The organism is Streptomyces sp. NBC_00483 (genome assembly GCF_036013745.1).
GTDB lineage: Bacteria > Actinomycetota > Actinomycetes > Streptomycetales > Streptomycetaceae > Streptomyces.
The window spans coordinates 7,122,367-7,146,885 of sequence record NZ_CP107880.1; the positions used below are offsets into that span (position 1 = coordinate 7,122,367).

Here is a 24,519-nt window from a genome sequence, read left to right on the forward strand (position 1 = left end):
CTCTAGAAGTACCCTTCGCGCTTGCGGTCTTCCATGGCCGCCTCTGACAGCTTGTCGTCGGCGCGGGTGGCGCCTCGTTCGGTGAGTCGGGAGGCCGCGATCTCCGCGATCACCTGGTCGAGCGTCTCGGCGTCGGAGTCGACGGCGCCGGTGCAGGACATGTCGCCGACCGTGCGGTAGCGGACGAGTCGCTTCTCGACGTGCTCGCCCTCCTTCGGGCCGCCCCACGCACCGGCCGTCAGCCACATGCCGCCCCGGTCGAACACCTCGCGGCGGTGCGCGAAGTAGATCTCCGGCAGCTCGATCCGCTCCCGCGCGATGTACTGCCAGACGTCCAGCTCGGTCCAGTTGGAGAGAGGGAAGACGCGGACGTGCTCGCCGGGTGCGTGGCGGCCGTTGTACAGCTGCCACAGTTCGGGGCGTTGGCGGCGCGGGTCCCACTGCGAGAACTCGTCCCGCAGTGAGAACACCCGCTCCTTCGCCCGCGCCTTCTCCTCGTCGCGGCGGCCGCCGCCGAACACGGCGTCGAAGCGTTCGTCCCGGATGGTCTCCGTCAGCGGCACCGTCTGAAGCGGATTGCGGGTCCCGTCGGGGCGTTCGCGGAGCACACCCCGGTCGATGTAGTCCTGTACGGACGCCACATGGAGTGTCAGCCCATGTGCGGCGACCACACGGTCCCGGTACGCGATGACCTCGGGGAAGTTGTGCCCCGTGTCGACGTGCAGCAGCGGGAACGGCACCGGCGCGGGCGCGAACGCCTTCAGCGCCAGATGCAGCATCAGGATCGAGTCCTTGCCGCCGGAGAAGAGGATCACCGGCCGCTCGAACTCGCCCGCCACCTCGCGCAGGATGTGCACCGCCTCGGACTCCAGAGCGTCCAAGTGGCTGAGTTCATAGCTGAGTTCATAAGCGTTCAGGTCGTCCGAGTGGCTCGGCGCGTAACGGAAGTCGCTCACAGCAAACCCCTCGCCACCAGCACCGCCCGCACCGAACCCGCCGACTGCTGCGGCGTCTGGAACTGCGTCTCCAGGGCCAGGTCCGGGTCGACCGGAGGCTCGTACGGGTCGTCCACCCCGGTCAGCCCCGTCAGCTGGCCCGCGGCCTGACGCGCGTACAGGCCCTTCACGTCGCGCTCGCTGCACACCTCGACCGGCGTCGCGACATGCACCTCGACGTACGGGGTGTCGCTGGAGGCGTGCCGCTTGCGGACCGCCTCGCGGCTGTCGGCGTACGGAGCGATGACCGGGACGACGGCGAACACCCCGTTGCGGGCGAGGACTTCGGCGACGAGGCCGATGCGCTGCACGTTCGTGTTCCGGTCCTCGCGGCTGAAGCCGAGGCCCGCCGACAGGAAACGGCGGATCTCGTCGCCGTCGAGCACCTCGACGCGCCGGCCCTCCGCGCGCAGCTGCCCCGCGAGGGCGCGCGCCACGGTCGTCTTGCCTGAACTGGGCAGCCCGGTGAGCCAGATCGTGGCCCCTTGCGGGCGGGCCTTCGTGGCCGTGGTCATACGTGCAGTCCTTCCGCGGCGCCGGACGCGGGCCGCAGCTCATCGGAGTCGGAGGAATCGGATTCGGTCAGTTCGGTGAAGAGGGCCTCCCACCGCGGGTGCACCGCGTCGGGCCCGTAGGCGGCCGCCGTGAGCAGCGCCGCCGTGCCCATCTCCGCGCGCAGCTCGCGGTCGCCCATGAGCCGGACGAGCGCGTCGGCGAGGGCATCCGGGTCCTGCTCCGGCACGAGCAGCCCGTCCACGCCGTGCGTGAGCACGTCGGCGGGGCCCGTGGGGCAGTCGAAGGAGACCACAGGGAGGGCGTGCGCCATCGCCTCGATCATCACCATCGGCAGCCCCTCGAAGCGTGAACTCAGCACATACAGCGAGGACTTGGCGAGCTCGTCGTCGAGCCGGTCGGTGTGGCCCATCAACAGGACGTGGTTGTAGAGGTGGTGCTCCTCGATCAGGGCCCGCAGCTGCGCCTTCTTCTCGCCGCTGCCGTAGATGCGCAGTTGCCAGTCGGGGAACTCCCGGGCGAGCTTCGCCCACGCGGGGATCAGCAGGTCGAAGCCCTTCTGCGGGAAGAGCCTGCCGGCCGCGACCACGATCTTGGAGGCGTGGTTCGCCGGGACCTGGTCGAGGGAGTGCACGGCGTTCGGGATCCGTACGACCCGCGCGGCGGGCAGCAGCCGCGCGTACTCGCTCCGGTCGCGCTCGGTCAGTACGGCGACGGCCGAGAAGCACTCGTACGTCTCGACGATGCGCCGCTGCACGTCGGGGCGGTGCGTGCCGTGGTTCATGTGCTCCTGCGCCACCCGCACCACGCCGTTCGTGGCGTGCGCGGCGGCGAGGAAGTTCAGGCCGGGGCGCGTCGTGACGAGCACGCCGTCGGTGAGCGAGCGCAGGTAGTCGCCGAGGGCGAGTTCGAGTCGCCGGTCGAAGTAGCGGTGGCCGAACTCGCCGCGCGGGATCTCGCGGGCGGGGCTCGCGGCCAGCTTGTCGCGCCGCCGCGCACGCCACCAGCCGCCGAGCCCCGGCTCCGTGGCCTCGGGGGCGGCACTCTCGCGCAGATCGACGACCGTCGTCACCGGCACCCGCTCGTCCAGCGGGAACTGAAGCGCCTCGCGCCGCCGCACGGCGCTGACGATCTCGACGTCCCAGCCGGCCGCGGCAAGGGAGTTGGCCTGGTTGAAGACGGTGCGGATGGTGCCGCCGCGCCCGTAGGCGTGCAGCAGCAGGTACCGGATGCGGGTGTCCCTCATGCGCGGCGCTCCGGCGACAGGGCGCGGCTCTCCAGCGACAGGGCCCGGCGCTCCGGCGACAGTGCGCGGCACTCCAGCGACAAGTTGTCCTCGACGGTGAAGTACGGCCGTACGTCGAACCCCGCCCCCGGCACCGCCTGCCGCGGATAGACGTAGATCGCCTTCTTGCCGCGGATGTCGTCGAGCCGCCGCCCGACGCGCAACGTCCGCCGCCCGTCCGTCAGATGCAGATCCCACTGGTCGGCGCCGCTGAACCCGTCGTCGTACGCGGCGAGATCGGCCACGTCCCACGCGCAGTTGAACCGCTCACCGTTCAACTCGGCGTCGTAGCACAGCACTTGACCGACGTGCGACCGTCGAGTCACCGTCAGCTGCCACGCGCCACCGGCCCCCGCGCCCAGTCCGACCAGCCGCCCGACGATCCCGATCCGCCCGTCCCGTGGCCACACTTCCTCGACCTCGGCCCGGGGCTTCACTTCAGGTACCCCCACGCCTTGCAGATGGGACGCAGCACCTCGGGGATCTCGTCGTCCTTCGGTAGCTCGCGCCCCGCCTGCACGCTGCCGCTGCGGATCTTGTCCCGCCAGTCGCCGAGCCCCTTCTGGACCTGCGTCTCGTCGCGGGCGCCGTACTCCAGCATCGACGGCTCGAAGTCGACCCCGAGGAAGGTGCACAAGGCGCGCATCCTCCCCTCCGGATCGGCCGTGATCTCCTCGTAGCGCAGGGTGTGGCCGCCGGTGATGCCCTTGCGGGCGTTGTCGACGGCCTTCATGTAGCGCAGCGCGTCCGCGCAGGCCTCGTCGTACGTGCGCTTCTCGGGGTCGCCCTCGTGCCAGGACTGGGCGATGGAGACGGGGTGACGCAGCAGGAACACGAATCTGGCATCGGGCCAGCAGTCGCGGATCCGCTGGTAGGCGAAGGCGTTGCTGGGTGTCTTCTCGACGATGAAGTCCTTGCCGGACCTGGTGAGTTCACGGTGCAGGACGCGGTCCCACAGCAGGTGCTCCAGGTCGCCGCGGCTCAGGTCGAGGGCGTCCATGGCGCGCCGCGACAGCTTGCTGCCGTAGTCGACCTCGAGGCGCCGGATGTGCAGCTCGTGCGGGGCGTGCAGCCGGGGGTGCGCGTCGAGCAGCATCCGCAGCAGGGTCGAGCCCGAACGCACCGGAGACATGATGAACACGGGCCGGCTGAGCAGCCGGTCCGTCCCCGGGTCGTCGGTACATCGATACTCCGGAACGGCCCGCCGCGCCGGCGCCGCCACCTTTTGCACAGGGGCGGGCCCCTTGGGCGCACGGCGCACCTGGAGGCCGGTGGTGGCGGTCAGCGCCCGGTTCATGTTGCCCATCAGACTCATGCGAACCGACGCTAAACAGGCTCTCTGAGAGGAGCCGTGGAAGAACCTGAGGGTTCCCTTAGCGAGCCGAAGCCGAAGCGGACCCCGACCCTGGCCCCGCCCCCGGCGCGTCCGCGAATTCCGCCCCCGCCCCCCGCAACCGCCCGTCCAGCGCCCGGAACACCTCCGCCGCCCGCACCCCCGGCCACCCCTCCGGCAGGAGTTCCGGTGGCAGGCCCGGGTCCGCGTACGGGAGGTGGCGCCAGGAGTCGAGGGCCAGGAGGTAGTCGCGGTAGGCCTCGCGCGACGGGGTGTCCTCGCGGGTCTCCCACGCCCGCAGTACCGGCTCGTGCTCGTCCAGGAACGCCTCGTGGAGCTTGGCGAGGGCGGCGAGGTCCCACCACTGGGCCACCGCGTCGGCCGTCGCGGCGAAGCCCAGGTGTTCGCCGCGGAACAGCTCCACGTACCCGGCGCAGCCGATCCGCTCCAGCGTGTGCCGGGTTTCCTCGTAGACGGCGAGGGGCGCGAGCCACACGCCGGGCGCCGCCGTCCCGAAGCCGAGGCCGGTGAGCGTGGAGCGCAGCACGTGCCGCTTGGCGCGCTCGGACTCCGGCACGGAGAAGACGGCGAGCACCCAGCCGTCGGCCGAGGAGCCGCTTCCGTAGATGCGGCGGTCGCCGTCGTCGAGGAGCTGGCGGGCGTCGTCGGAGAGCGCGTAGCCGGCCGCACCGGAGGTGGTGCGGGCCGGGAGCAGCAGGCCGCGGCGCTTCAGGCGCGACACCGCCGAGCGGACGGACGGCGCGTCGACGCCGACCGCGCCGAGCAGCCGGATCAGCTCGGCGACCGGCAGCGACCCCGGCAGGTCACGGCCGTAGGCGCCGTACAGGGTGACGATGAGGGAGCGGGGGGTGTGGGAAGTGGGCTGCTCGGACACGCGATCACTCTACGGCTGAGGGCTCGCGGAGCCGGAACCGCTGGAGCTTTCCCGTGGCCGTGCGCGGCAGCGCGTCCAGGAACTCGATGGCGCGCGGGCATTTGTACGGGACGAGCTCCGCCTTCACGAACTCCCTCAGCCCCTCGGCGTCCTGGCGGGCTCCGGCCCGCAGCACCACGTACGCGACGGCCACCTGCCCACGCTCCTCGTCGGGGCGACCGACCACGGCCGCCTCCGCCACGTCCGGGTGACGCAGTAGCGCGTCCTCCACCTCCGGGCCCGCGATGTTGTACCCGGCGGAAATGATCATGTCGTCGGCGCGGGCCACGTACCGGAAGTAGCCGTCGGGCTCGCGGACGTACGTGTCCCCGGTGACGTTCCAGCCGTGTTGTACGTACACGGTCTGCCGCTCGTCGGCGAGATAGCGGCAGCCGACGGGTCCGCGTACGGCGAGCAACCCGGGTTCCCCGTCCGGGAGTTGGCGGCCCTCGGCGTCGACGATCCGGGCCTCCCAGCCGGGCACGGGAACGCCCGTCGTCCCCGGCCGGATCGCGTCGTCGGCCGCCGAGATGAAGATGTGCAGGAGTTCGGTCGCGCCGATGCCGTTGATGATGCGCAGGCCGGTCGCCTCCTGCCAGGCGTGCCAGGTCGCGGCGGGCAGATTCTCGCCCGCGGACACACAGCGGCGCAGCGAGGAGATGTCGTACGAGGGGGCCTCCGCAAGCAGAGCGAGCATCGCCCGGTACGCGGTCGGCGCGGTGAACACGACCGACACCCGGTGCTCGGCGATCGCGGGCAGCAGCTTCTGCGGGCCCGCCTGTTCGAGCAGCAGCGCCGAGGCGCCGGCCCGCAGCGGGAAGATCACCAGGCCGCCGAGTCCGAACGTGAAGCCCAGCGGCGGGCTCCCAGCGAACACGTCGTCGGGTTCGGCCCTCAGCACGTACTGCGCGAAGGTGTCCGCGACCGCGAGCACGTCCCGGTGGAAGTGCATGCACCCCTTGGGGCGCCCGGTGGTCCCCGAGGTGAAGGCGATCAACGCGACGTCGTCGGCGGCGGTCGCGACGGCCTCGTACGCCGCCGGTTTCCCGGCCGCACGGTGTAGCAGGTCGTCGGGCCCGTCCCCGCCGAACGTGGTGATGCGCAGCCCCGGCACCTCGGCCTTGGCCAGGTCGTCGACCGAGCGGATGTCGCACAGGGCGTGCCCGACCCGCGCGATCCCGCACACCGTGGCCAGCTCGCTCGCCCGCGCCCCCGCGAGGACGGTCACGGCGACGGCCCCCGCCTTCATCACGGCGAGCCAGCAGGCCGCGAGATGCCGGGTGGTGGGGCCGCGCAGCAGCACCCGGTTGCCGGGGACGACGCCCAGGTCGTCGGTGAGCACGTGCGCGATCCGGTCCACGGTCGCCTTCAACTCGGCGTACGACCAGAGGGCTTGGCCGGGGGAGTGGAAGGCGGGGCGGTCCGCGCCGTGCCGTTCCACGGTGGCGTCGAGCAGCTCGGCCCCGCAGTTGAGCCGCTGCGGGTAGCGCAGCTCGGGCAGGTCGAAGCCGAGGCCCGGCCACAGCTCGGCGGGCGGCAGATGGTCGCGGGCGAAGGTGTCGACGTGGGCGGAAGGGCTGAGCGGATGGTGGGTCATGGCCTGGCGCCCCCTCGTGGTGAGTGGCTCGCATGCCGTCGCCGGGTGAGGCGCCGCGCATCGAGCGTATCGTGATGGTGACGACAGTCAACGGGGCGCGATACGGTTCCCGGGTGCGGCCGGTGGGCAGTCGTGGACCGGTAGGCGGTTGTGAACCGATAGGCGGCCCGTGAACCGGTAGGTGGCCGTGAGAGGAGCACCACGTATGGGGACATTCTCGCTCGAACCGGAGCAGCTCGCGTGGTGTGGGGAGCTGCGGGCCCTCGCGGCCGACCGCCTCGCCCCACTCGCCGAGAAGGGTGAGCCGGGCCGGGTCAACCGCCCCCTCGTCGCCGAGCTCGGCCAACTCGGGCTCCTTGAGCGCCTGTTCACCTCGGGTGCGCTCGACCTGTGTCTGCTGCGCGAGTCCCTGGCCCGCGTCTGCACGGAGGCCGAGACGGCGCTCGCGCTTCAGGGGCTCGGGGCGTACCCGATCCACGCGTACGGCAGTGCGGCGGTGCGCGAGCGGTGGGTGCCCCAGGTGGGCGCGGGCCGGGCCGTGGCGGCGTTCGCGCTGAGTGAGCCGGGGGCGGGCTCGGACGCGGCGGCGCTGTCCCTGCGCGCGGACCGGGACGGCGACGGATGGCGGCTGACCGGCGAGAAGTGCTGGATCTCGAACGCCCCCGAGGCCGACGTCTACACCGTCTTCGCCCGCACCACCCCCGACGCGGGCGCGCGCGGCGTGACGGCCTTTGCGGTCCCCGCCGATCGCCCCGGGCTGACCGGCGAACACCTCGACATGATCTCCCCGCACCCCATCGGCACGCTCGCCTTCGACGGCGTCCCGGTCACCCGCGACGACCTGCTCGGCGAGGTCGACGCAGGGTTCCGCGTCGCGATGGGCACGCTGAACCTGTTCCGGCCCAGTGTCGGCGCGTTCGCCGTCGGCATGGCACAGGCGGCCCTCGATGCGACGCTCACGCACACGTCCGAGCGGGAGGCGTTCGGCGCCCCGCTGAAGGAACTCCAGACCGTCGCCCACCAGGTCGCCGACATGTCGGTACGGGTCGAGTCCGCGCGCCTCATGGTCTACGCGGCGGCGGCCGCGTACGACGAGGGCGCCCCGGATGTGCCGCGCCGCGCGGCCGCCGCGAAGCTCATCGCCACGGAGGCGGCCCAGCAAGTCGTCGACGCCGCGGTGCAGTTGCACGGAGCGCGGGCGCTGCAACGCGGCCACGTCCTGGAGCACCTGTACCGCGAGGTCCGGGCGCCCCGCATCTACGAGGGCGCCTCCGAGGTCCAACGAGCCATCATCGCCCGCGAGTTGTACAAGGAAAACAAGGAAAACAAGGAAAACAAGGAAAACAAGGAAAACAAGGGGAACAAGGAAAACAAGGAAAACAAGGGGAACAAGGGGCACAAGGAGGAGACCTCGTGAGCGGCAACAGCAGCAACGGCGGCAGCAACAGCAGCAACCTGCGGCGCATCAACCCGCCCGAACTCTCCCCGTCCACCGGCTTCTCCCACGCCGTCGTCGCGACGGGTGGCCGCCTGGTGATGCTCGCGGGCCAGACGTCCCTGGACGCCGACGGCAAGGTCGTGGGCGACACCCTCCCCGCACAGTTCACCCGCGCCCTGACGAACCTGCTCACCGCCCTGCGCGCGTCGGGCGGCGCGTCGGAACACCTGGCCCGCGTCACGGTCTACGCCACGGACGTGGCGGACTACCGGGAGAACGCCCGCGAACTCGGCCGGATCTGGCGCGAGTTGGCGGGCCGCGACTACCCGGCGATGGCCGTGATCGGCGTCAGCCGCCTGTGGGACGAACAGGCCATGGTGGAAATCGACGGAGTAGCGGTACTTCCCTGACACCGACCCGCATCTAGGGTCAGGGCATGACGCAACAGACGGAACTCTCGGTGGACCTCTCCGTGGGCCCGATCGCGTACGAGGACTCGGGAGGCGACGGCACGACCGTCGTCCTCCTCCACGGGCTCGCCCAGAACGGCACGGTGTGGCGGCACGTCGTCGACGAACTCGGCACGTCCGTGCGGTGCGTCGTGCCCCACCTCCCGTACGGGAGTCAGCACACGCCCGTGCGCCCCGGCGCCCGGATCACCCCGCACTCCGTGGCCCTGCTCATCGGCGAGTTCGCCGACGCGCTCAAGCTGGGCGACGACACGGTGTTCGTGGAGAACGACGCGGGCCGCCTCCAGCAGCTCGCAGCCGAACGCCCCGACCGGGTGGGGCGCATGGTCATCGCGGGCTGCGAGGCCTTCGACAACTATCCGCCGGGCCCGTCGGGCAAGCTCCTGGAGGTCATGTCCCGGGTCCCCGGCGGCATCTCACTGCTCGCGCGCACCCTGTCCGTCCGCCCCCTGCGCCGCATGCCCGGCACGGGCTACGCGGTGATGTCGCAACGCCCGGTCCCGCACGAACTCATCGACCACTGGATCGAGCCCTTGCGCAAGGACCCGGCGGCACGAAAGCTCCTCCTCCACTACCTCCGCTCCAGTGTGAAGACGGAGATGATGGAGGCGGCGGACGCCCTGCGCACGTACGACCGTCCGGCCCTGGTGGTGTGGGGCAAACAGGACAAGATGATGCCCCTGGCCCACGGCCGCCGCCTCGCGGAACTGCTGCCGCAGGGGCGCCTGGTCGAACTGGACGACTGCGGCACGCTCATTCCCTTGGACCAGCCGAAGGCCTTGGCGGCGGCGATCCGGGAGTTCGTCGGATAGTTCCCCTGCACCGGTCCCAGGTGCACCGGTCCCAGGTCGCGGGGCTCCGCCCCGGGCCCCGCTGCTCAATCGCCGCAGGGGCTCAATCGGTCGCGAACGAGGTCGCGTCCCGGCCGGACGTCCCATCCGTGATCCACCAGTGCGTCGGATGCTCCCCGTACAAGGTGAAGAGCCCGTCCGCCGCCCACGCCAGGACCAGCTCCTCCTTGCCGTCGGCGTCGAAGTCACCCGCCTCGACCGGCCGTGCCCGACGCGCGTTGTCCGAGCGCTTCTTGCCGTCCACCTCCGCGGGCCCCTGCCGCAGCACGGGGATCCGCTCGTTCCCGTCGATCAGCGTCGCCCCGTCGTACGTGGCGACGAGGATGCCGTCCCGCCCGTCCCCGTCCGGATCCGCGGCGACGTACCCGCCGGGGCCGTAGTCGCCGTGCCGCCCCTTGCCGGGCTCGGGCAGCTTGTACGTCTCCGGGGCCCCGCCCCCGCCAGGGTACACCGCCAACGACCCGTCCACGTCGGCCGCTTCCGTCTCGGAGCCGGGCTCGTCGTTGCGGCTGCCGTCGTCACCCACGGCCAGGTCCCGCCGCCCGTCCCCGTCGAAATCGCCGAAGGCGTGCGCGTTGCCCGCGCGCAGCTCGCGGCCCTGGCCCGTGCGCGGGTCGGCGTACAGCGTGCTGGTCGTCTGCTCCCCGTCGCCCACTACGCGGGCCAGAAGCCCGGTGACACGCGGCTTGCCGGTCGGGTCGATGTCGTCCGCCACCAGGTCGATGCCGTGTCCGGGCAGTGAACCGGTGCGGGCCGGCGCGCCCGAGCGGTCGAAGGGGCCGTACAGGATGTGCGCCTTCGTGCCGTTCTCGCCGAGGCCCGCCAGATCGTGGTGGCCGTCCCCGTCGAAGTCGCCACGCGTGAGACCGTCCAGGCCCAAATGTGCTGCGGTGGAGGGGAGTTGGATAGGGGTGGCCGTACGTCCCTCCTCGCCGGGGCCGGTCGGCGTGCCCCACGCCACGTAGGGGACGTGGCGATAGTCGCCGCTGCGATCGCCGGACTCCTCGGCCACGGTGGTGACGAGATCGGGGAACCCGTCCCCGTCGAGGTCGGCCGTGGTCACGTTCTCCGCGGCGATGTTCTCCTCGGGCCCCTGGTCGGCAAGGTTCGAGCGCGGAATCCCGAGGTCCGACCGCCCGTACACGGTGCGCGTTGTCGGGTCGAGCCCGCGGGCGGAGCCGAAGATGACGCCGACCCGCTCGTCGCGCTCATGCGTGTCCGGGTTCACGTGCGCCGCGACGGGCACGAGGAGGTCCCGGTGCCCGTCGCCATTGAGGTCGTCGGGGTCCTTGGACCCCTTCCCTGCCGCCGGGGCCCGGCTGGCCGAGGGCTCCTGGGGCACCCCGCCACTGCCCCCGCCGGACGCGGACGGCTTGGATTCCGGCGCGCCGTGCCCGGTCCCGCAACCGGCGAGCAGAACCAGGGAGGCGCACGCGGCGAGGGCGGCGGCGGAGGGACGCTTCATGCGCCCACCTTCACACCCCGTCCACCCAAAGGGCAGACGGGAGTTGAAGGCCAGGGATCAGATGTCCCGGAACGTCTCGATCTGCGCGCCGACGGAGTTGAGCCGCTCCGCCAGCTCCTCGTAACCGCGGTTGATCACGTACACGTTGCGCAGCACCGACGTGCCCTCGGCCGCCATCATCGCCAGCAGCACGACCACGGCGGGACGCAGCGCCGGCGGGCACATCATCTCGGCGGCACGCCACCGCGTCGGCCCCTCGACCAACACCCGGTGCGGGTCGAGGAGTTGGAGGCGGCCGCCGAGCCGGTTCAGGTCGGTCAGATAGATCGCCCGGTTGTCGTACACCCAGTCGTGGATGAGGGTCTTGCCCTGCGCCGACGCCGCGATCGCCGCGAAGAACGGCACGTTGTCGATGTTCAGACCGGGGAACGGCATCGGGTGGATCTTGTCGATCGGCGCTTCGAGCTTCGACGGGCGGACCGTGAGGTCGATGAGGCGCGTGCGCCCGTTGTCGGCCGGGTACTCCGCCGAGCGGTCGTGGTCGAGGCCCATCTCCTCCAGGACCGCCAGCTCGATCTCCAGGAACTCGACCGGCACGCGCTTGACCGTGAGTTCGGACTGCGTGACGACGGCCGCGGTCAGCAGGCTCATCGCCTCGACCGGGTCCTCGGACGGCGAGTAGTCCACGTCGACGTCGATGTGCGGCACGCCGTGCACGGTCAGTGTCGTCGTGCCGACGCCCTCGACCTCGACGCCCAGCGCCTCCAGGAAGAAGCACAGGTCCTGGACCATGTAGTTGGACGAGGCGTTGCGGATGATCGTCGTGCCGTCGGCGCGGGCCGCGGCGAGCAGCGCGTTCTCCGTCACGGTGTCGCCGCGCTCGGTCAGCACGATGGGGCGGTCCGGCGCGACGTCCGGGTGGACCTCCGCGTGGTAGAGCCCCTCGGTCGCCGTGATGTCGAGGCCGAAGCGGCGCAGCGCGATCATGTGCGGCTCGATCGTGCGGGTGCCGAGGTCGCAGCCGCCCGCGTACGGCAGCTTGAAGCGGTCCATGCGGTGAAGGAGCGGGCCGAGGAACATGATGATCGAGCGGGTGCGGCGCGCGGCCTCCGCGTCGATGGCGTTCATGTCGAGCTCGGCGGGCGGCACGATCTCGAGGTCCGCGCCGTCGTTGATCCAGCGGGTGCGGACGCCGATCGAGCCGAGTACCTCCAGGAGGCGGTACACCTCCTCGATGCGGGCGACCCGGCGCAGCACGGTGCGGCCCTTGTTGAGCAGCGAGGCGCACAGCAGCGCCACGCACGCGTTCTTGCTCGTCTTGACCTCGATCGAACCCGACAGCCGGCGTCCGCCGACCACGCGCAGGTGCATCGGTCCCGCGTACCCGAGGGAGACGATTTCACTGTCGAGAGCTTCGCCAATTCGAGCGATCATCTCAAGGCTGATGTTTTGGTTCCCGCGCTCGATGCGGTTCACCGCGCTCTGGCTGGTGTTGAGCGCCTCCGCAAGCTGCGACTGCGTCCAGCCCCGGTGCTGGCGGGCGTCGCGGATGAGCTTGCCGATACGTTCGAGGTAGTCGTCTGCCATAGCGGCAGTTTATCTCAAATATGAGATGTTGCATGCCGGTGGGGCCATGTGGAGGAGTGCCCTCCATGTGACCCCAGTGGACTCGGTGGCCTCGGCGGCCTCAGTGGCCTGCGTGACCTCGACGGCGCCGGGTGGTCCGGGTGCGGCGCCAGCCGAAGGGGCCCGGCAGGTCCATGGAGGTGGTTCGGCGGCCGGTGCTGCTGTGGGTCCGCTTCGGGCCGTGCGGCCCGCCGGTGGTGATCGACCAGGACCGGCGATTGATGTTGAGGCGCACGCCGGGAAGGATGCGGAAGCTCTTGCGGAAGGTGAGTGCCATGAGTGTGCCCCCCTCTTCGGTGGAGCTCTCCGAGTACCCGCGCCCGCCCGGATCAGTCGCCGGGTCGCCGGATCGGTCGCCGTACCCACTGGCCCGCATCCGGTCCGCGTACGACCATGGGGGGAGCGCGCACGGGTATGTGCACGGTGGCGCTTGAAGGCACCACCGAGTGATGTATTAGAGTTATCTCGACATCGAGATATCTACCGAGGCGCTCCGTGGCCGCACGGTATCGAGGGTCGGACGGTAAGGCATACCTAACTTAGCCTTACCTTAGCGGATCGTCGAGTCGGCGTGGCGGCAGGATGCGGTGGAACGCGCACATATATGAAGGAGACTGTCGTGTCGGCGAACAGCTTCGACGCCCGCAGCACGCTGCGCGTGGGCGACGAGTCGTACGAGATCTTCAAGCTGGACAAGGTTGAGGGCTCGGCCCGCCTTCCGTACAGCCTGAAGGTCCTTCTGGAGAACCTGCTCCGCACCGAGGACGGCGCGAACATCACCGCCGACCACATCCGTGCGCTCGGCAACTGGGACTCCCAGGCTCAGCCCGCGCAGGAGATCCAGTTCACGCCGGCCCGCGTGATCATGCAGGACTTCACCGGCGTCCCCTGCGTCGTGGACCTCGCCACGATGCGTGAGGCCGTGAAGGCCCTCGGCGGCGACCCGGCGAAGATCAACCCGCTGTCCCCGGCCGAGATGGTCATCGACCACTCCGTCATCGCCGACAAGTTCGGCACCAACGACGCGTTCAAGCAGAACGTGGACCTGGAGTACGGCCGCAACAAGGAGCGCTACCAGTTCCTGCGCTGGGGCCAGACCGCGTTCGACGACTTCAAGGTCGTCCCGCCGGGCACCGGCATCGTGCACCAGGTCAACATCGAGAAGCTGGCCCGTACGGTCATGGTCCGTAACGGCCAGGCCTACCCCGACACCCTGGTCGGCACGGACTCGCACACCACGATGGTCAACGGCCTGGGCGTCCTGGGCTGGGGCGTCGGCGGCATCGAGGCCGAGGCCGCGATGCTCGGCCAGCCGGTCTCGATGCTCATCCCGCGCGTCGTCGGCTTCAAGCTGACCGGCGAGCTGCCGGCCGGCACGACCGCCACCGACCTGGTCCTCACGATCACCGAGATGCTGCGCAAGCACGGCGTCGTCGGCAAGTTCGTCGAGTTCTACGGTGAGGGCGTCGCCGCCACCTCCCTCGCGAACCGCGCCACCATCGGCAACATGTCGCCGGAGTTCGGCTCCACCGCCGCGATCTTCCCGATCGACGACGAGACGCTGAACTACCTGCGTCTGACCGGCCGTGACAAGCAGCAGGTCGCGCTCGTCGAGGCCTACGCCAAGGAGCAGGGCCTCTGGCTGGACCCGGCCGCCGAGCCCGACTTCTCCGAGAAGCTGGAGCTCGACCTCTCCACGGTCGTCCCGTCGATCGCCGGTCCGAAGCGCCCGCAGGACCGCATCGTCCTCGCGAACGCCGCCGAGCAGTTCGCGGTCGACGTGCGCAACTACGTCGCCGACGACGAGGAGGCCGGCAAGGAGTCCTTCCCGGCGTCCGACGCCCCGGCGCACACCAACGGCGTCCCGTCGAACCCGGTCACCGTGACCGCCGCCGACGGCTCGACGTACGAGCTGGACCACGGCGCCGTCACCGTCGCCGCGATCACCTCCTGCACCAACACCTCGAACCCGTACGTGATGGTGGCCGCGGCCCTCGTCGCGAAGAAGGCCGTGGAGAAGGGCCTGACCCGCAAGCCGTGGGTCAAGACCACCCTCGCCCCGGGCTCGAAGGTCGTCACCGACTACTTCGACAAGTCGGGTCTCACCCCGTACCTCGACAAGGTCGGCTTCAACCTCGTCGGCTACGGCTGCACCACCTGCATCGGCAACTCGGGCCCGCTGCCCGAGGAGGTCTCGAAGGCCGTCAACGACCACGACCTGGCCGTGACGTCCGTCCTCTCCGGTAACCGGAACTTCGAGGGCCGCATCAACCCCGACGTCAAGATGAACTACCTTGCGTCCCCGCCGCTGGTCGTCGCGTACGCCATCGCCGGTTCGATGAAGGTCAACATCACCAAGGACGCCCTCGGCGTCGACCAGGACGGCAAGCCCGTCTTCCTGGCCGACATCTGGCCGACGGAGGCCGAGGTCAACGACGTCGTCGCCAACTCCATCGGCGAGGACATGTTCTCGAAGTCCTACGAGGACGTCTTCGCGGGTGACGCCCAGTGGCAGGCCCTCTCGGTCCCCACCGGCAACACCTTCGAGTGGGACAGCGAGTCGACCTACGTCCGCAAGCCCCCGTACTTCGAGGGCATGGGCATGGAGCCGGCCCCGGTCGAGGACATCGCGGGCGCCCGCGTCCTCGCCAAGCTCGGCGACTCGGTCACCACCGACCACATCTCCCCGGCCGGTGCGATCAAGGCCGACACCCCGGCGGGCAAGTACCTGTCGGAGCACGGCGTCGAGCGTCGTGACTTCAACTCGTACGGTTCGCGTCGTGGCAACCACGAGATCATGATCCGTGGCACGTTCGCCAACATCCGCCTGCGCAACCAGATCGCGCCGGGCACCGAGGGCGGCTACACCCGCGACTTCACCCAGGCCGACGGCCCGGTGTCGTTCATCTACGACGCGTCGCAGAACTACCAGGCGCAGGGCACGCCGCTCGTCATCCTGGGCGGCAAGGAGTACGGCTCCGGTTCGTCCCGTGACTGGGCCGCCAAGGGCACCGCGCTTCTCGGCGTCAGGGCCGTCATCACCGAGTCGTACGAGCGCATCCACCGCTCGAACCTCATCGGCATGGGCGTCCTCCCGCTCCAGTTCCCGGAGGGCCAGTCGGCCGACTCCCTCGGCCTGACCGGCGAGGAGGCCTTCTCGATCTCCGGCGTGACCGAGCTCAACGAGGGCCGTACCCCGGCCACGGTGAAGGTCACGACCGACACCGGTGTCGAGTTCGACGCGGTCGTCCGCATCGACACCCCCGGTGAGGCGGACTACTACCGCAACGGCGGCATCCTTCAGTACGTGCTGCGCAGCCTGATCAGCGAGTAAGCAGGTCAGTAACGCAGTTGGGCCGCGATCCCCGTGGGGGTCGCGGCCCTTCGCGTTCCGCGATTCAGCGGTTCGCGCCGCGCAGGAACGCGGTCCACGCCTCCGGCGCGACGGTGAAGTGCGGGCCGCCGTCGGCGTTCTTGGAGTCGCGGACGTGGACGGCGGTGGGGTGGGTGGCGACCTCTACGCAGGCGCCACCTTCGTCGCCGCTGTAGCTCGACTTCCGCCAGGCGTAGGCGACTTCGAGGCAGGCGCCACCTTCGCTGCCGCTGTAGCTCGACTTGAACCAGGTCAATGCGGTGGTCATAGCTCTCCTAGCAGCCGGTCCAGCAGGCCCACGGACTGCTCGGGCGTCAGGGCCTGTGATCGCAGCATCGCATACTTGCACGCCAGGGAGGACACCTCGCTGGGGTCGCAAACCCACTGGCTGCCGCGCTGGGACTCGGTGTACGCAAGGTGCTGGTGCTCCGGTGTCTCCAGGAGGATGAAGGCACCGTTGAGCCCGGCATGCGTGGGTGCGTCGAGCGGCAGGAACTGGAGTGCCAAGCCCGGGAGTTCGGCGCACGCCCGCAGGTGCCGGAGCTGCTCCGCTCGTGCCAGTGGGTCGAGGTACGCCAGCTTGAGCGCCGCCTCCCAGACGACGAAGCTGAGCGTCGGCGGGCACTTGCGATGCAGGACCTCCTGCCGCTGTACGCGCGCGGCCGTCTTGGTCTCGATCTCGTCCTCGTCGTACGCCGGGACCCGGTTGCGCAGCACCGTGCGGGCGCAGTCCTCGGTCTGGAGGATGCCCGGCACGGTCAGGACGTCGTACCAGGACAGCGCGATGGCCTCCCGCTCGTGCGCCATGTACGACTCCGCCCACAACGGAAACTGGTCCACCTCCGGCATCGCCGCCACCGCCGCGGCCAACGCCCCCTTGGTCTCAAGGAGTTGGTCCATCGAAGCCGCCAGCTTCGGTACCAGCGGGCGGCGCGCCTGCTCGATCGCCGCGATCGTCGACTCGGCCACTATCAGCCGCTCCGCGAGCGCCGCCTGCGTGTAACCGGCGGCCTTCCGGAAGAGGGCGACGAGGTCGGCGACCAGCCTCATCGCCGACGGATTCTTCGGCGGATGTTGCGCAGGGCTCATGACGGGCAATCTCCCCGCCCCCGTTCTTTCTTGACCCCACTCGAACCCCGACAAAAAATCTGTCGGGGTTGATTCACTGTTGCCAGTCAATCACTCTCCGCAACATTCCACTTGTGAACCTGGAACCCCGCGAGCACTTCTACCGCCGCGAACGCCAATCCGTCCCCGCCGCCCGGGAGTTCACCCGCGCCGCGCTTGCCGACTGGGGCGTGGGGGACGACCGCGCGCACGACGTCCTGCTGTGCGTCAGCGAACTCGCCACCAACGCCCTCCTGCACGGCGTCCCGCCCGGCCGCGGCTACCTCCTGCGCCTCCTGCCCCACGCGGATGCGCTTCGCGTCGAGGTCCACGACAGCGGCAACGGCGTGCCGCACATGGTGCGGCCGGACGAGGGTGGCCGGGGGCTGATCCTCGTCGAGGCGCTCGCGGACACGTGGGGCGTGGGGGAGCGGGACCCCGGCAAGGTGGTGTGGTGTGAGTTCGGGCATCTGGTGCCCCGGCCTCGTACACGTAAAGTAGGAGACACGTGGGCGACGGGGGTGAGCGGTGGAACTGGGCGCAATGGGGCTGAAGCTCGCGTCCTCGGTGGTGGTGCCGCTGCTGAAGCGGTTCGTGCTGCCTCCGGCGAAGGTGGCGGGAGCCGAGTTCCCCGGTGAAAAGCCCGTGCGCGTACGGTCGTTGCTGTCCTTCGTCGGCGATCATCCCGCCCTCAGCCGTGACGACATGCACCGCCTTTCGCGGGAGCTGGTGCGCCGCGCCGTGCGGGCCGCGCCGCCGCACGAGGCCAGGCTGCCCGACGACGAGCACGACGCGGTGGGCCAGGCCCTCACCCGTACGCTCTTCGCGCTCGGCCAGCTCGACATGAACGACGTCGACGTGGTGGTGCTCGGGCCCGAGGAACTGGCCGCCACGCTGTCCAGCGCGGCGGAGGCGGACATCAAGGGGCTGCTCACCGCGGACGCGGCCCGCTTCCACGACGCGCTGCTCGTCACCGCCTGCGTGCACCTCGTGCGATTCTTCACCGAACGCCCCGGCTTCGAGGCCCGCGCCCAGTTGTCGAACTTTCGCCAACTCCGCGAACAGAAGGAGCTGTTGGAGCGCGTGCTGCGGACCGTGTCCGGTGAGGACCACCAGGCCGCCGACATCCGCTTCGAGGAGCAGTACGCCGACTACGTCGTCGGGAAGCACGGTCAGCTCACGATCTACGGCGTCGACCTGCGCGACCCCGCCGGACCCGAATGGCCGCTCGACGACGCCTACTTGAGCCTCACCGCCGTACCGATCGTGGCCGCGGAGGAGGACGGCGACTACGAGACCGTGCCCGAGGAGAGCGTCGAGACCGCGCTCGCCGGGCGCGGCAAGGTCCTGCTGCACGGCCTCGCCGGCACCGGCAAGACGACGCTCGTGCAGTGGCTCGCGCTGACCACCGCGCGTCAGGAGGCCGTGCCCGTCGCGCTGCCGCAGCTGATCGGGCGCGTCCCGTTCGTGCTGCCGCTGCGCACCCTCGCCCGCCAAGGGTCCGAACTCCCGCTGCCCGAGGAGTTCTTGGAGTGGATTCGCTGCGGCCTCAGCGGCAGCGAACCCGACGGCTGGGTCGTCCGCGTTCTGCGCAACGGCCGCGCGGTGCTGCTCGTCGACGGCCTCGACGAGATCCCCAAGGCCGACCGGCGGCGCGCCCGCCAGTGGCTGCGCGACCTCGTGCAGCAGTTTCCGGGCAACCTGTGGCTGTGCACCACCCGGCCCTCCGCGCTCGAACCGGGCTGGCTGCGCAGCGAGGGCTTCCACGAGCTGAGCCTCAACCCGCTCGGCTCCGAGGATCTGCGCCGCTTCATCGCGCGGTGGCACATCGCGGCCGGGGCGCGCGAAGGGCTCGGCGAGGAGCTCGTCGAATCCCTGCGCTCCAACCCCGAGTTGAGCCGTCTCGCCACCAACCCCCTGATGTGCAGCCTCATTTGCGCCCTGCACCGCGAGCGCCGGGGTTTTCTGCCGAACGGGCGGGCCTCGCTCTACCGGGCCGCCCTGTCCATGCTCCTTGAGCGGCGCGACGTGGAGCGGGACCTGTACGGGCGGGGCGACGACCGGCCCCGGCTCGACGAGGAGTCCGCGACCGAGCCGCTCAAACGGCTCGCGTACCGGCTGATCCGCAACGACGACACGCAGATGGAGCGCGACGACGCCATCCATGAGCTGAGCAGACTCCAGCCGCAGGTGCCGAGTCTCGAACGGCTCGGCGGGCCCGAGCACGCGCTGGAATACCTGCTGGAGCGCTCCGGACTGCTCCGCGAGCCCGCTCCGGGAGCCGTTGACTTCATTCATCGTACGTTTCAGGACTACCTGGGTGCCAAGGCTGTTCTTGAGGACCGTGACTTCGGCATGCTGGTGAAACACGCTCACATGGACCAGTGGGAGGACGTGGTGCAGATGGCTGTCGCGCAAGCCGATCACAATGGGCGGGCCGACCTGCTGATGCGCCTCAGCGACCGCGGAAAGCGAGAGAAGGACGTCACCGTCCAGGCCAGGATCCGCCTCCTGGCGCTCGCATCCCTCGAACAGGCCACGCGGCTCGAACCCGCCGTGCGGCAGACCATCGAGGCCGAGGCCGCGAGCATGCTCCCGCCGCGCAGCCTGCGCCAGGCGCGCGTCCTGGCACGTACGGGGCCGCTGCTGCTCGGGCTGCTCCCGAGGGCCGATGAACTCGACGGGGACGCCGAGCTGGCGACCGCGCACGCCATCTGCCAGATCGGCGGCGACGCCGCCATCCCGCGGCTGCGCGAGTTCCTCACCACCTCCCAGTCCACCGTGCGGGCCCAACTCCTCGGCCACTGGGACCGCTTCGACACCGAGACGTACGCCCGCGAGATCATCGCGCCGCTCCTCGAAGCCGCGCCCGGCGAACCCGTCACCGTCCGCTCGCAGGCCGAACTCGACGCCCTCTCACGGCTTCCGGGATGCGAGCGCGTGGGCATCCACGGCGACTTCGCCCCCGACGCCGTACGCGCCGCCCTGTCCCCGGAACACCTGCGCGAGCTGCGGCTGCGCGGCGCGCTACAGATCGACGACCTGTCCCTCCTCCACGACTTCCAGCACCTGGAGAGCCTCACCCTCCAGGGCTGCCGCAACGTCAAGGACCCGCAGCCGCTCACCGGCCTCCCTCAACTGCGCAGCCTCGTCCTGGAGAACGTGCCGCAGTTCGAGCCGCTGGAGCAGCTCGACCAGTGCGCGCGCCTCGAAGCCCTGCGCATCGGCGCGGGCGTCCCCTGGCGCGGCGTCGCCGAACTGCCCAGGCCCGGCCGGCTCAAGACGCTGTCGCTGCCGCCCGGCACCTCCGACCTCTCCGACATCACCCGGTGCGTCGCGCTGGAGGAGCTGCACCTCCAGGACGCGAGCAGCCGGCTGCTGCCCGACGGCTGGGGCGCACTCCTCGGCCGGCTGCCCGAACTGCGCACGCTCTGCCTCTCGGCCGAGCAGCTCAGCACCCTCCTCTTCAACCCGACCAGCCAGATCCCGCAGTTGACCAAGCTCTACGTGTACGCCCAGCAGGGCACCCCGCTGCAACTGCGGCGCATGTCCCGCCGCTTGCAAGGTCTTGAGGAGCTGCACGTGACGCAGGGGGGCGACATCGACCTCGCCCCGCTCAAGGGAATCGCGTCGCTGCGCAGGGTCCGGATCGCCTATCCGGGCGGCGTCATCCAGGGCGTCGAGGAGCTGCCCGAGGGTGCCGAGCTGGAGATTTATCCGCAACCGTAAAGGGCTCCGCGGCCTTGTGGTCCATCTGGCAAGAGATCGGCGTCACAGGTAAGTTCTAGGGTTCACGCTGTAGTTGACGATCCCTAGGGAAGCAGGACAGCCGAAGATGGCCCGGCCCAAGGCGCCCTTTCTGTACGGGCGCGAACCCCTGGTGGGATCGCTCGTCCCCTCGCTCACCGGGCTCGCCTTCTACGAACGCGCCCGCACGAAGCGCGAGTTCGGCTCCGGCGTGCCCGTCGTGCTGCTCACCGGCGAGCACGGCACCGGACGCAGCGCCCTCCTCGACACCCTCGCCCGCGGCTACCGGGGCCGCCTCCCGCTCGCCCATGTGCGCGCCGTCGTGCCGGGCTCGGTCGCGGCCGGCCTCACCGAGGAGGTCCCCGAGGGCAGCGTGCCGCCGCAGAACGCCGCGTCGCCCGCCGAGATCCTGGAGCGCCTCGTGTGCGCGCTCACCCCCACGTACGGCATCTTCCGGACGCTGCTGCCCGCCCTGTTCGCCGTGTCCGGCTGGCACGTGGGGCAGACGGACGAGCGCGACGAGGTGTGCCGCCGGCACGCCCGGATGCTCATCGCGAGCGGCCTCGCGCGCGGCGCCGAACGCGAGGTCGCCCGCGACTGGGCCACCCAGGTCGAGACCTCGCTCAGCCGGGCCGCCGCCCGCGACGGCGACCCCGACGACCCGGACGGGACACAACCCGTCACCGCCGCCCTGCTGCGCCAGCTCGCCGCCAGGATGCCCCTCGACCCGGCCCGCACCTGGTTCCGCAAGCGGCACACCACGCCCGACGGCACCATCGCCGAAGAGGACCCGCTGTGGCTGCTGTCCCGACGCTTCCACCGCGGCGGCGACTACCTCCACGCGGCGGAACAGGCCCTGACCGCCGCCTTCCTGGAGGAGCTGGCCCACGCCCACGGTGTGGTGCGCCGGCTCAACCGTGAGCCATGGCCGCTGATCCTGCTCGACGAGGCACACACCCCCGCGGGCAACCGCTTCCTGGAACTCCTCCTGGAGCAGCGGGCCCTGGGGGAGCGCAAGTACGACGACCGGACCGTCGTCGTCGCCACCCGGCTCGGCGACCTGCCGCGCGAGGACGCGCCGTACGCCGTACGCCGGGAACTCGTCGACCTGCTGCCGCCCGGCGGCGTCAGACGACCCGGACACGCCGCCACCCTGTGGAAGCGGACAGGACACGAGCCGTCCGAGGGCCTCCTCGTCCTCCCGCTCACCCCGCTGACCAGGGACGACATCCTTTCCATGCTCGACCGGGCGTCCTCGCGCCTGCTCCACCCGCACCTCGCCTCCGCGCTGCACGCGCTCACCGGCGGACACCCCTCGGCCAGCACCGTCCTCGCCGACGCCGCCGTCGAGACCGCCAAGCAGAACCGCACCGTCGTCCCGCGCGACCTGCTCGACCTGCGCGTCGAGGGCGGCCGCGCCGTCACCGAGGTGCTGCTGCGGGACCTGCTGCCCGACCGCAGACAGCGCGACCGCCTCGTCAAGCTCTGCCTCGCCAGGGACTCCAAGGCGGCCGAGGCGCTCGCCCAGGACCTCGGCCTCGTCGGGCCCGAGCAGCTGCCCGCCACGGCCGCCGCGCAGTACCTCGTCGAGCGCAAGTGGCAGGAACTCCCGACCTCCGACGGGCCGCTGGTCACCAGCGGGCTGCTGCGCACCCTCCTCGTCCACGAGGCGCGGCGCACCCTGCCGCCGGGCGACGAACCGCACGGCTGGCGCTCCGTGCACGCGTTCCTCCACCTCCACCACGTCCAGCGCGCCGAGACCGAGGAGGCCGACGCCCTGCGCCACAACCTCGCCGCCGGAAACCCGCAACAGGTCGTCGCGATGCTCGCCGACGAGTTCGACGCGGAAGAGGCCGAACAGAGCGTCGAGCACTGGCTGTTGTGCCTCCAGCGCTGCGCCAGCGCACCCGTGCCGCCCGCCGACGAGACCTGGCGCGACCAGCGCGTCGAGATCGCCGACGGCGAGCACGCGGCCCGCTACGCACGCCTCGACCCCTCGGGACGCAGCATCAACCGCCTGCTGCACGCCCTGTGGTACCTCTCCGAGCCGTACGCCGACGCGGCGCTCGACCCGGACGCCGACCGGATGTGCAGGGCCGTGGGGGAGGAGCTGGGCTTCCTCGCCCGCCGCCACCCCACCTGGTACGCGGCCCTCGGCCAGGCGGCCCGAGACTGGCCTACGGCCGCCCGCAAGAGGCAGGAACTGCCCGTTCCCGCAAGCGCCAACTCCGGGGAGGGAGGCTGATGTTCGGCAGCAGGATCAGGGAGTGGGGTCCGCTGGACTGGTGCGTCGCGGTGCTCGTCGTGCTCGCGCTCGTGGCGGGCGGGATCTACGGCGGCTCGAAGCTGCTGCGCAAGTGCGACAACGGGCTGAGCGACATCGACGGGCAGTGCATCGGCGTGACCACCCGGTCCTTCGAGGCCGACGAAGGCATCGGCTCGCTCCTCGACGCCATCGCCGACGAGAACGACCAGGTCGCCTCGGAGAGCGGCACTCCCTACGTCCGTGTCGCCCTGATGATGTCCTTCACCTCCGGAGACACGAGCGCGATGACCGGCGACATGATCCGCCGCGCCCTCGCGGGCTCCCTCGCCGCGCTCAAGGAAGCGAACGCAGGGGCGGGCGGCCCGCAGGTCCAGCTGATGCTCGCGCCGGTCGGCCGGCAGCTCGACCAATGGCGGCCGGTGGTCGATAAGTTGGGCGAACTGTCCGCGGACCCGAAGCACCCGCTCGTCGGCGTCACGGGCATCCCCAGCAGCCAGACGGACACCAAACAGGCCCTCGAGGAGCTGAGCACCCGCAAGATCCCCACGGTGGGGCCGGTGATCAACGCCTCGTCGATGAACTTCGAGTACTTCTTCAAGACGTCGCCGGACGACAAGGAGTTCGCGAACGCCCTGAAGCACTACCTCGACACGTACCCGCAGGGAAAGAAGAAGGGGCTGCTGCTCCTCGACCGGCACACGGGCGACGTGTACTCGGCGGATCTGACGAACACCCTCAAGAGCCGCTTCGCCAAGGACTACGGCCTCACCACCAGATCGTCGCTCTTCACCGGTTCCTCCGGCAGTGACGAGGGCGAGCCGGGCATCTTCGTCGACGCGGTCAACAAGATCTGCAGCGAGCGCACGGACACGGTCTTCTACGCGGGCCGCGACCAGGACCTCCCGGGCTTCATCGACGCCCTCTCCGACGCGGGCAGCTGCAACCACGGCAGCCCTCTGCGCATCGTGAAGACCGGCATAGGCCTTGAGCCCAGCCTCACCAGGAAGGAGGTCGAGCGCGATCTGAAGAAGGCGAAGGCCACGATCGTCGACGCCGCCTCCTTCGACCCGGGCTGGGAGAAGAAGGGCTCCGCGGACCGCCCCGCCGGCATCGACGACTTCCTCGACCAGTTCAACGAGCTCAAGTCCGCGCACACGCTGGGCGAGAAGCCCCTGGACGACGGCTACGCGGCCTCGTACTACGACGGCCTCCGGCTGCTCACCGAGGCGATGAAGCGCACCTTCGTCGAGATGAACAAGGACAAGGACACCGAGCAACTGCCCACCAAGCAGGAGCTGTACACGACGCTGTCGCAGTCCACCGTCAACAGCACGGGCATGCTCCAAGGGGCCACGGGAACGTACGGCTTCGCGGGCCAGAGCACGAACAACAGATGGTCGACGTGCAAGCCGGTGCCGGTCGTGGAGTTCCCCGCACCACACCACAACCGAAAGCTGTCGCTGTACCGAACCTACGACAAGGGCGACTGCCCCGGGTGACGCGCCGCGCGCGGCACGCC

General features: G+C 70.6%; 19 protein-coding genes and 1 pseudogene. 8 read left to right on the top strand and 12 right to left on the bottom strand.

All coding sequences use genetic code 11. The features are described 5' to 3' along the window. Positions 1-2: 2 nt before the first annotated feature. From cysD to OHA73_RS32040, 7 genes are read right to left on the bottom strand one after another with little or no spacing between them, the layout of a single operon-like run. Entirely contained in the window at positions 3-917 is a 915-nt protein-coding gene (gene cysD, locus OHA73_RS32010; RefSeq protein WP_327658562.1) for a sulfate adenylyltransferase subunit CysD, read from the bottom strand. A 35-nt stretch (positions 918-952) separates the two neighbouring features. Further along, positions 953-1,510 (bottom strand): adenylyl-sulfate kinase, encoded by a 558-nt coding sequence (gene cysC, locus OHA73_RS32015; protein ID WP_266715049.1) that lies wholly within the window; start codon positions 1,508-1,510, stop codon positions 953-955. After that, positions 1,507-2,754, bottom strand: coding sequence for a glycosyltransferase family 4 protein (locus OHA73_RS32020; protein WP_327656751.1), 1,248 nt, complete (start codon positions 2,752-2,754; stop codon positions 1,507-1,509). The genes cysC and OHA73_RS32020 overlap by 4 nt, the downstream gene beginning before the upstream one ends. Continuing rightward, positions 2,751-3,230 (bottom strand): hypothetical protein, encoded by a 480-nt coding sequence (locus OHA73_RS32025; RefSeq protein ID WP_327656752.1) that lies wholly within the window; start codon positions 3,228-3,230, stop codon positions 2,751-2,753. The genes OHA73_RS32020 and OHA73_RS32025 overlap by 4 nt, the downstream gene beginning before the upstream one ends. Next, entirely contained in the window at positions 3,227-4,108 is an 882-nt protein-coding gene (locus OHA73_RS32030; protein WP_327656753.1) for a sulfotransferase family protein, read from the bottom strand. The genes OHA73_RS32025 and OHA73_RS32030 overlap by 4 nt, the downstream gene beginning before the upstream one ends. A 58-nt stretch (positions 4,109-4,166) precedes the next feature. After that, the gene (locus OHA73_RS32035; protein WP_327656754.1) at positions 4,167-5,021 is read right to left on the bottom strand and encodes a PaaX family transcriptional regulator; all 855 of its coding nucleotides are present in this window, start codon (positions 5,019-5,021) and stop codon (positions 4,167-4,169) included. A 4-nt stretch (positions 5,022-5,025) separates the two neighbouring features. After that, positions 5,026-6,657, bottom strand: a complete 1,632-nt coding sequence (locus OHA73_RS32040) for an AMP-binding protein (protein WP_327656755.1) — start codon at positions 6,655-6,657, stop codon at positions 5,026-5,028. Between the two features lie 205 nt (positions 6,658-6,862). Here OHA73_RS32040 and OHA73_RS32045 point away from each other — a divergent pair, with 205 nt between their 5' ends. The 3 genes from OHA73_RS32045 to OHA73_RS32055 are packed head-to-tail and all read left to right on the top strand — an operon-like array spanning position 6,863 to position 9,377. Beyond that, a complete protein-coding gene (locus OHA73_RS32045) occupies positions 6,863-8,074 on the top strand; it encodes an acyl-CoA dehydrogenase family protein (protein ID WP_327656756.1) in 1,212 nt (403 codons plus the stop codon). Beyond that, positions 8,071-8,505: a RidA family protein gene (locus tag OHA73_RS32050; RefSeq protein WP_443063149.1), complete on the top strand. Its 435-nt coding sequence runs from the start codon at positions 8,071-8,073 to the stop codon at positions 8,503-8,505. Before OHA73_RS32045 ends, OHA73_RS32050 begins: the two co-directional genes overlap by 4 nt. Positions 8,506-8,531: 26 nt before the next feature. Next, entirely contained in the window at positions 8,532-9,377 is an 846-nt protein-coding gene (locus OHA73_RS32055) for an alpha/beta fold hydrolase (protein WP_266715056.1), read from the top strand. 82 nt (positions 9,378-9,459) lie between these two features. Here the strand turns inward: OHA73_RS32055 and OHA73_RS32060 are convergent, their stop codons facing one another. From OHA73_RS32060 to OHA73_RS32070, 3 genes are all read right to left on the bottom strand, one after another. Further along, positions 9,460-10,881 (bottom strand): FG-GAP repeat domain-containing protein, encoded by a 1,422-nt coding sequence (locus tag OHA73_RS32060; protein WP_266715057.1) that lies wholly within the window; start codon positions 10,879-10,881, stop codon positions 9,460-9,462. Between the two features lie 57 nt (positions 10,882-10,938). After that, positions 10,939-12,468 (bottom strand): UDP-N-acetylglucosamine 1-carboxyvinyltransferase, encoded by a 1,530-nt coding sequence (locus tag OHA73_RS32065; RefSeq protein ID WP_266715058.1) that lies wholly within the window; start codon positions 12,466-12,468, stop codon positions 10,939-10,941. Positions 12,469-12,568: 100 nt separating this feature from the next. Beyond that, on the bottom strand, positions 12,569-12,784 hold the full coding sequence (locus OHA73_RS32070) for a DUF4236 domain-containing protein (RefSeq protein ID WP_267068864.1): 216 nt from the start codon (positions 12,782-12,784) through the stop codon (positions 12,569-12,571). Positions 12,785-13,126: 342 nt separating this feature from the next. On the opposite strand from OHA73_RS32070, the gene acnA reads away from it, so the two are divergent. Then, on the top strand, positions 13,127-15,841 hold the full coding sequence (gene acnA, locus OHA73_RS32075) for an aconitate hydratase AcnA (protein WP_327656757.1): 2,715 nt from the start codon (positions 13,127-13,129) through the stop codon (positions 15,839-15,841). Positions 15,842-15,905: 64 nt separating this feature from the next. Here acnA and OHA73_RS32080 read toward each other — a convergent pair whose 3' ends face one another. Both OHA73_RS32080 and OHA73_RS32085 read right to left on the bottom strand, forming a co-directional pair. After that, entirely contained in the window at positions 15,906-16,148 is a 243-nt protein-coding gene (locus tag OHA73_RS32080) for a DUF397 domain-containing protein (protein WP_327656758.1), read from the bottom strand. Beyond that, complete coding sequence (locus OHA73_RS32085; RefSeq protein WP_267068861.1) at positions 16,145-16,969, bottom strand: helix-turn-helix domain-containing protein; 825 nt, start codon at positions 16,967-16,969, stop codon at positions 16,145-16,147. The genes OHA73_RS32080 and OHA73_RS32085 overlap by 4 nt, the downstream gene beginning before the upstream one ends. A gap of 119 nt (positions 16,970-17,088) precedes the next feature. Here OHA73_RS32085 and OHA73_RS32090 point away from each other — a divergent pair. The 4 genes and pseudogenes from OHA73_RS32090 to OHA73_RS32105 form a co-directional block, all read left to right on the top strand. Further along, a pseudogene (locus tag OHA73_RS32090) lies at positions 17,089-17,454 on the top strand (ATP-binding protein); the annotation flags it as partial. Between the two features lie 76 nt (positions 17,455-17,530). Further along, positions 17,531-20,716 (top strand): NACHT domain-containing protein, encoded by a 3,186-nt coding sequence (locus tag OHA73_RS32095; protein WP_327656759.1) that lies wholly within the window; start codon positions 17,531-17,533, stop codon positions 20,714-20,716. 106 nt (positions 20,717-20,822) lie between these two features. Continuing rightward, positions 20,823-22,979, top strand: coding sequence for an ATP-binding protein (locus OHA73_RS32100; protein WP_327656760.1), 2,157 nt, complete (start codon positions 20,823-20,825; stop codon positions 22,977-22,979). After that, entirely contained in the window at positions 22,979-24,499 is a 1,521-nt protein-coding gene (locus OHA73_RS32105; protein ID WP_267068857.1) for an ABC transporter substrate-binding protein, read from the top strand. Before OHA73_RS32100 ends, OHA73_RS32105 begins: the two co-directional genes overlap by 1 nt. Positions 24,500-24,519: the final 20 nt, after the last annotated feature.

What these genes read in the sequence shown, in the direction of transcription:
- cysC (WP_266715049.1), bottom strand. Translation starts at nt 1,510, where the DNA reads ATGACCACGGCCACGAAGGCCCGCCCGCAAGGGGCCACGATCTGGCTC.
- OHA73_RS32020 (WP_327656751.1), bottom strand. Translation starts at nt 2,754, where the DNA reads ATGAGGGACACCCGCATCCGGTACCTGCTGCTGCACGCCTACGGGCGC.
- OHA73_RS32030 (WP_327656753.1), bottom strand. Translation starts at nt 4,108, where the DNA reads ATGAGTCTGATGGGCAACATGAACCGGGCGCTGACCGCCACCACCGGC.
- OHA73_RS32040 (WP_327656755.1), bottom strand. Translation starts at nt 6,657, where the DNA reads ATGACCCACCATCCGCTCAGCCCTTCCGCCCACGTCGACACCTTCGCC.
- OHA73_RS32045 (WP_327656756.1), top strand. Translation starts at nt 6,863, where the DNA reads ATGGGGACATTCTCGCTCGAACCGGAGCAGCTCGCGTGGTGTGGGGAG.
- OHA73_RS32055 (WP_266715056.1), top strand. Translation starts at nt 8,532, where the DNA reads ATGACGCAACAGACGGAACTCTCGGTGGACCTCTCCGTGGGCCCGATC.
- OHA73_RS32060 (WP_266715057.1), bottom strand. Translation starts at nt 10,881, where the DNA reads ATGAAGCGTCCCTCCGCCGCCGCCCTCGCCGCGTGCGCCTCCCTGGTT.
- OHA73_RS32065 (WP_266715058.1), bottom strand. Translation starts at nt 12,468, where the DNA reads ATGGCAGACGACTACCTCGAACGTATCGGCAAGCTCATCCGCGACGCC.
- OHA73_RS32070 (WP_267068864.1), bottom strand. Translation starts at nt 12,784, where the DNA reads ATGGCACTCACCTTCCGCAAGAGCTTCCGCATCCTTCCCGGCGTGCGC.
- OHA73_RS32080 (WP_327656758.1), bottom strand. Translation starts at nt 16,148, where the DNA reads ATGACCACCGCATTGACCTGGTTCAAGTCGAGCTACAGCGGCAGCGAA.
- OHA73_RS32085 (WP_267068861.1), bottom strand. Translation starts at nt 16,969, where the DNA reads ATGAGCCCTGCGCAACATCCGCCGAAGAATCCGTCGGCGATGAGGCTG.
- OHA73_RS32095 (WP_327656759.1), top strand. Translation starts at nt 17,531, where the DNA reads ATGGGGCTGAAGCTCGCGTCCTCGGTGGTGGTGCCGCTGCTGAAGCGG.
- OHA73_RS32100 (WP_327656760.1), top strand. Translation starts at nt 20,823, where the DNA reads ATGGCCCGGCCCAAGGCGCCCTTTCTGTACGGGCGCGAACCCCTGGTG.
- OHA73_RS32105 (WP_267068857.1), top strand. Translation starts at nt 22,979, where the DNA reads ATGTTCGGCAGCAGGATCAGGGAGTGGGGTCCGCTGGACTGGTGCGTC.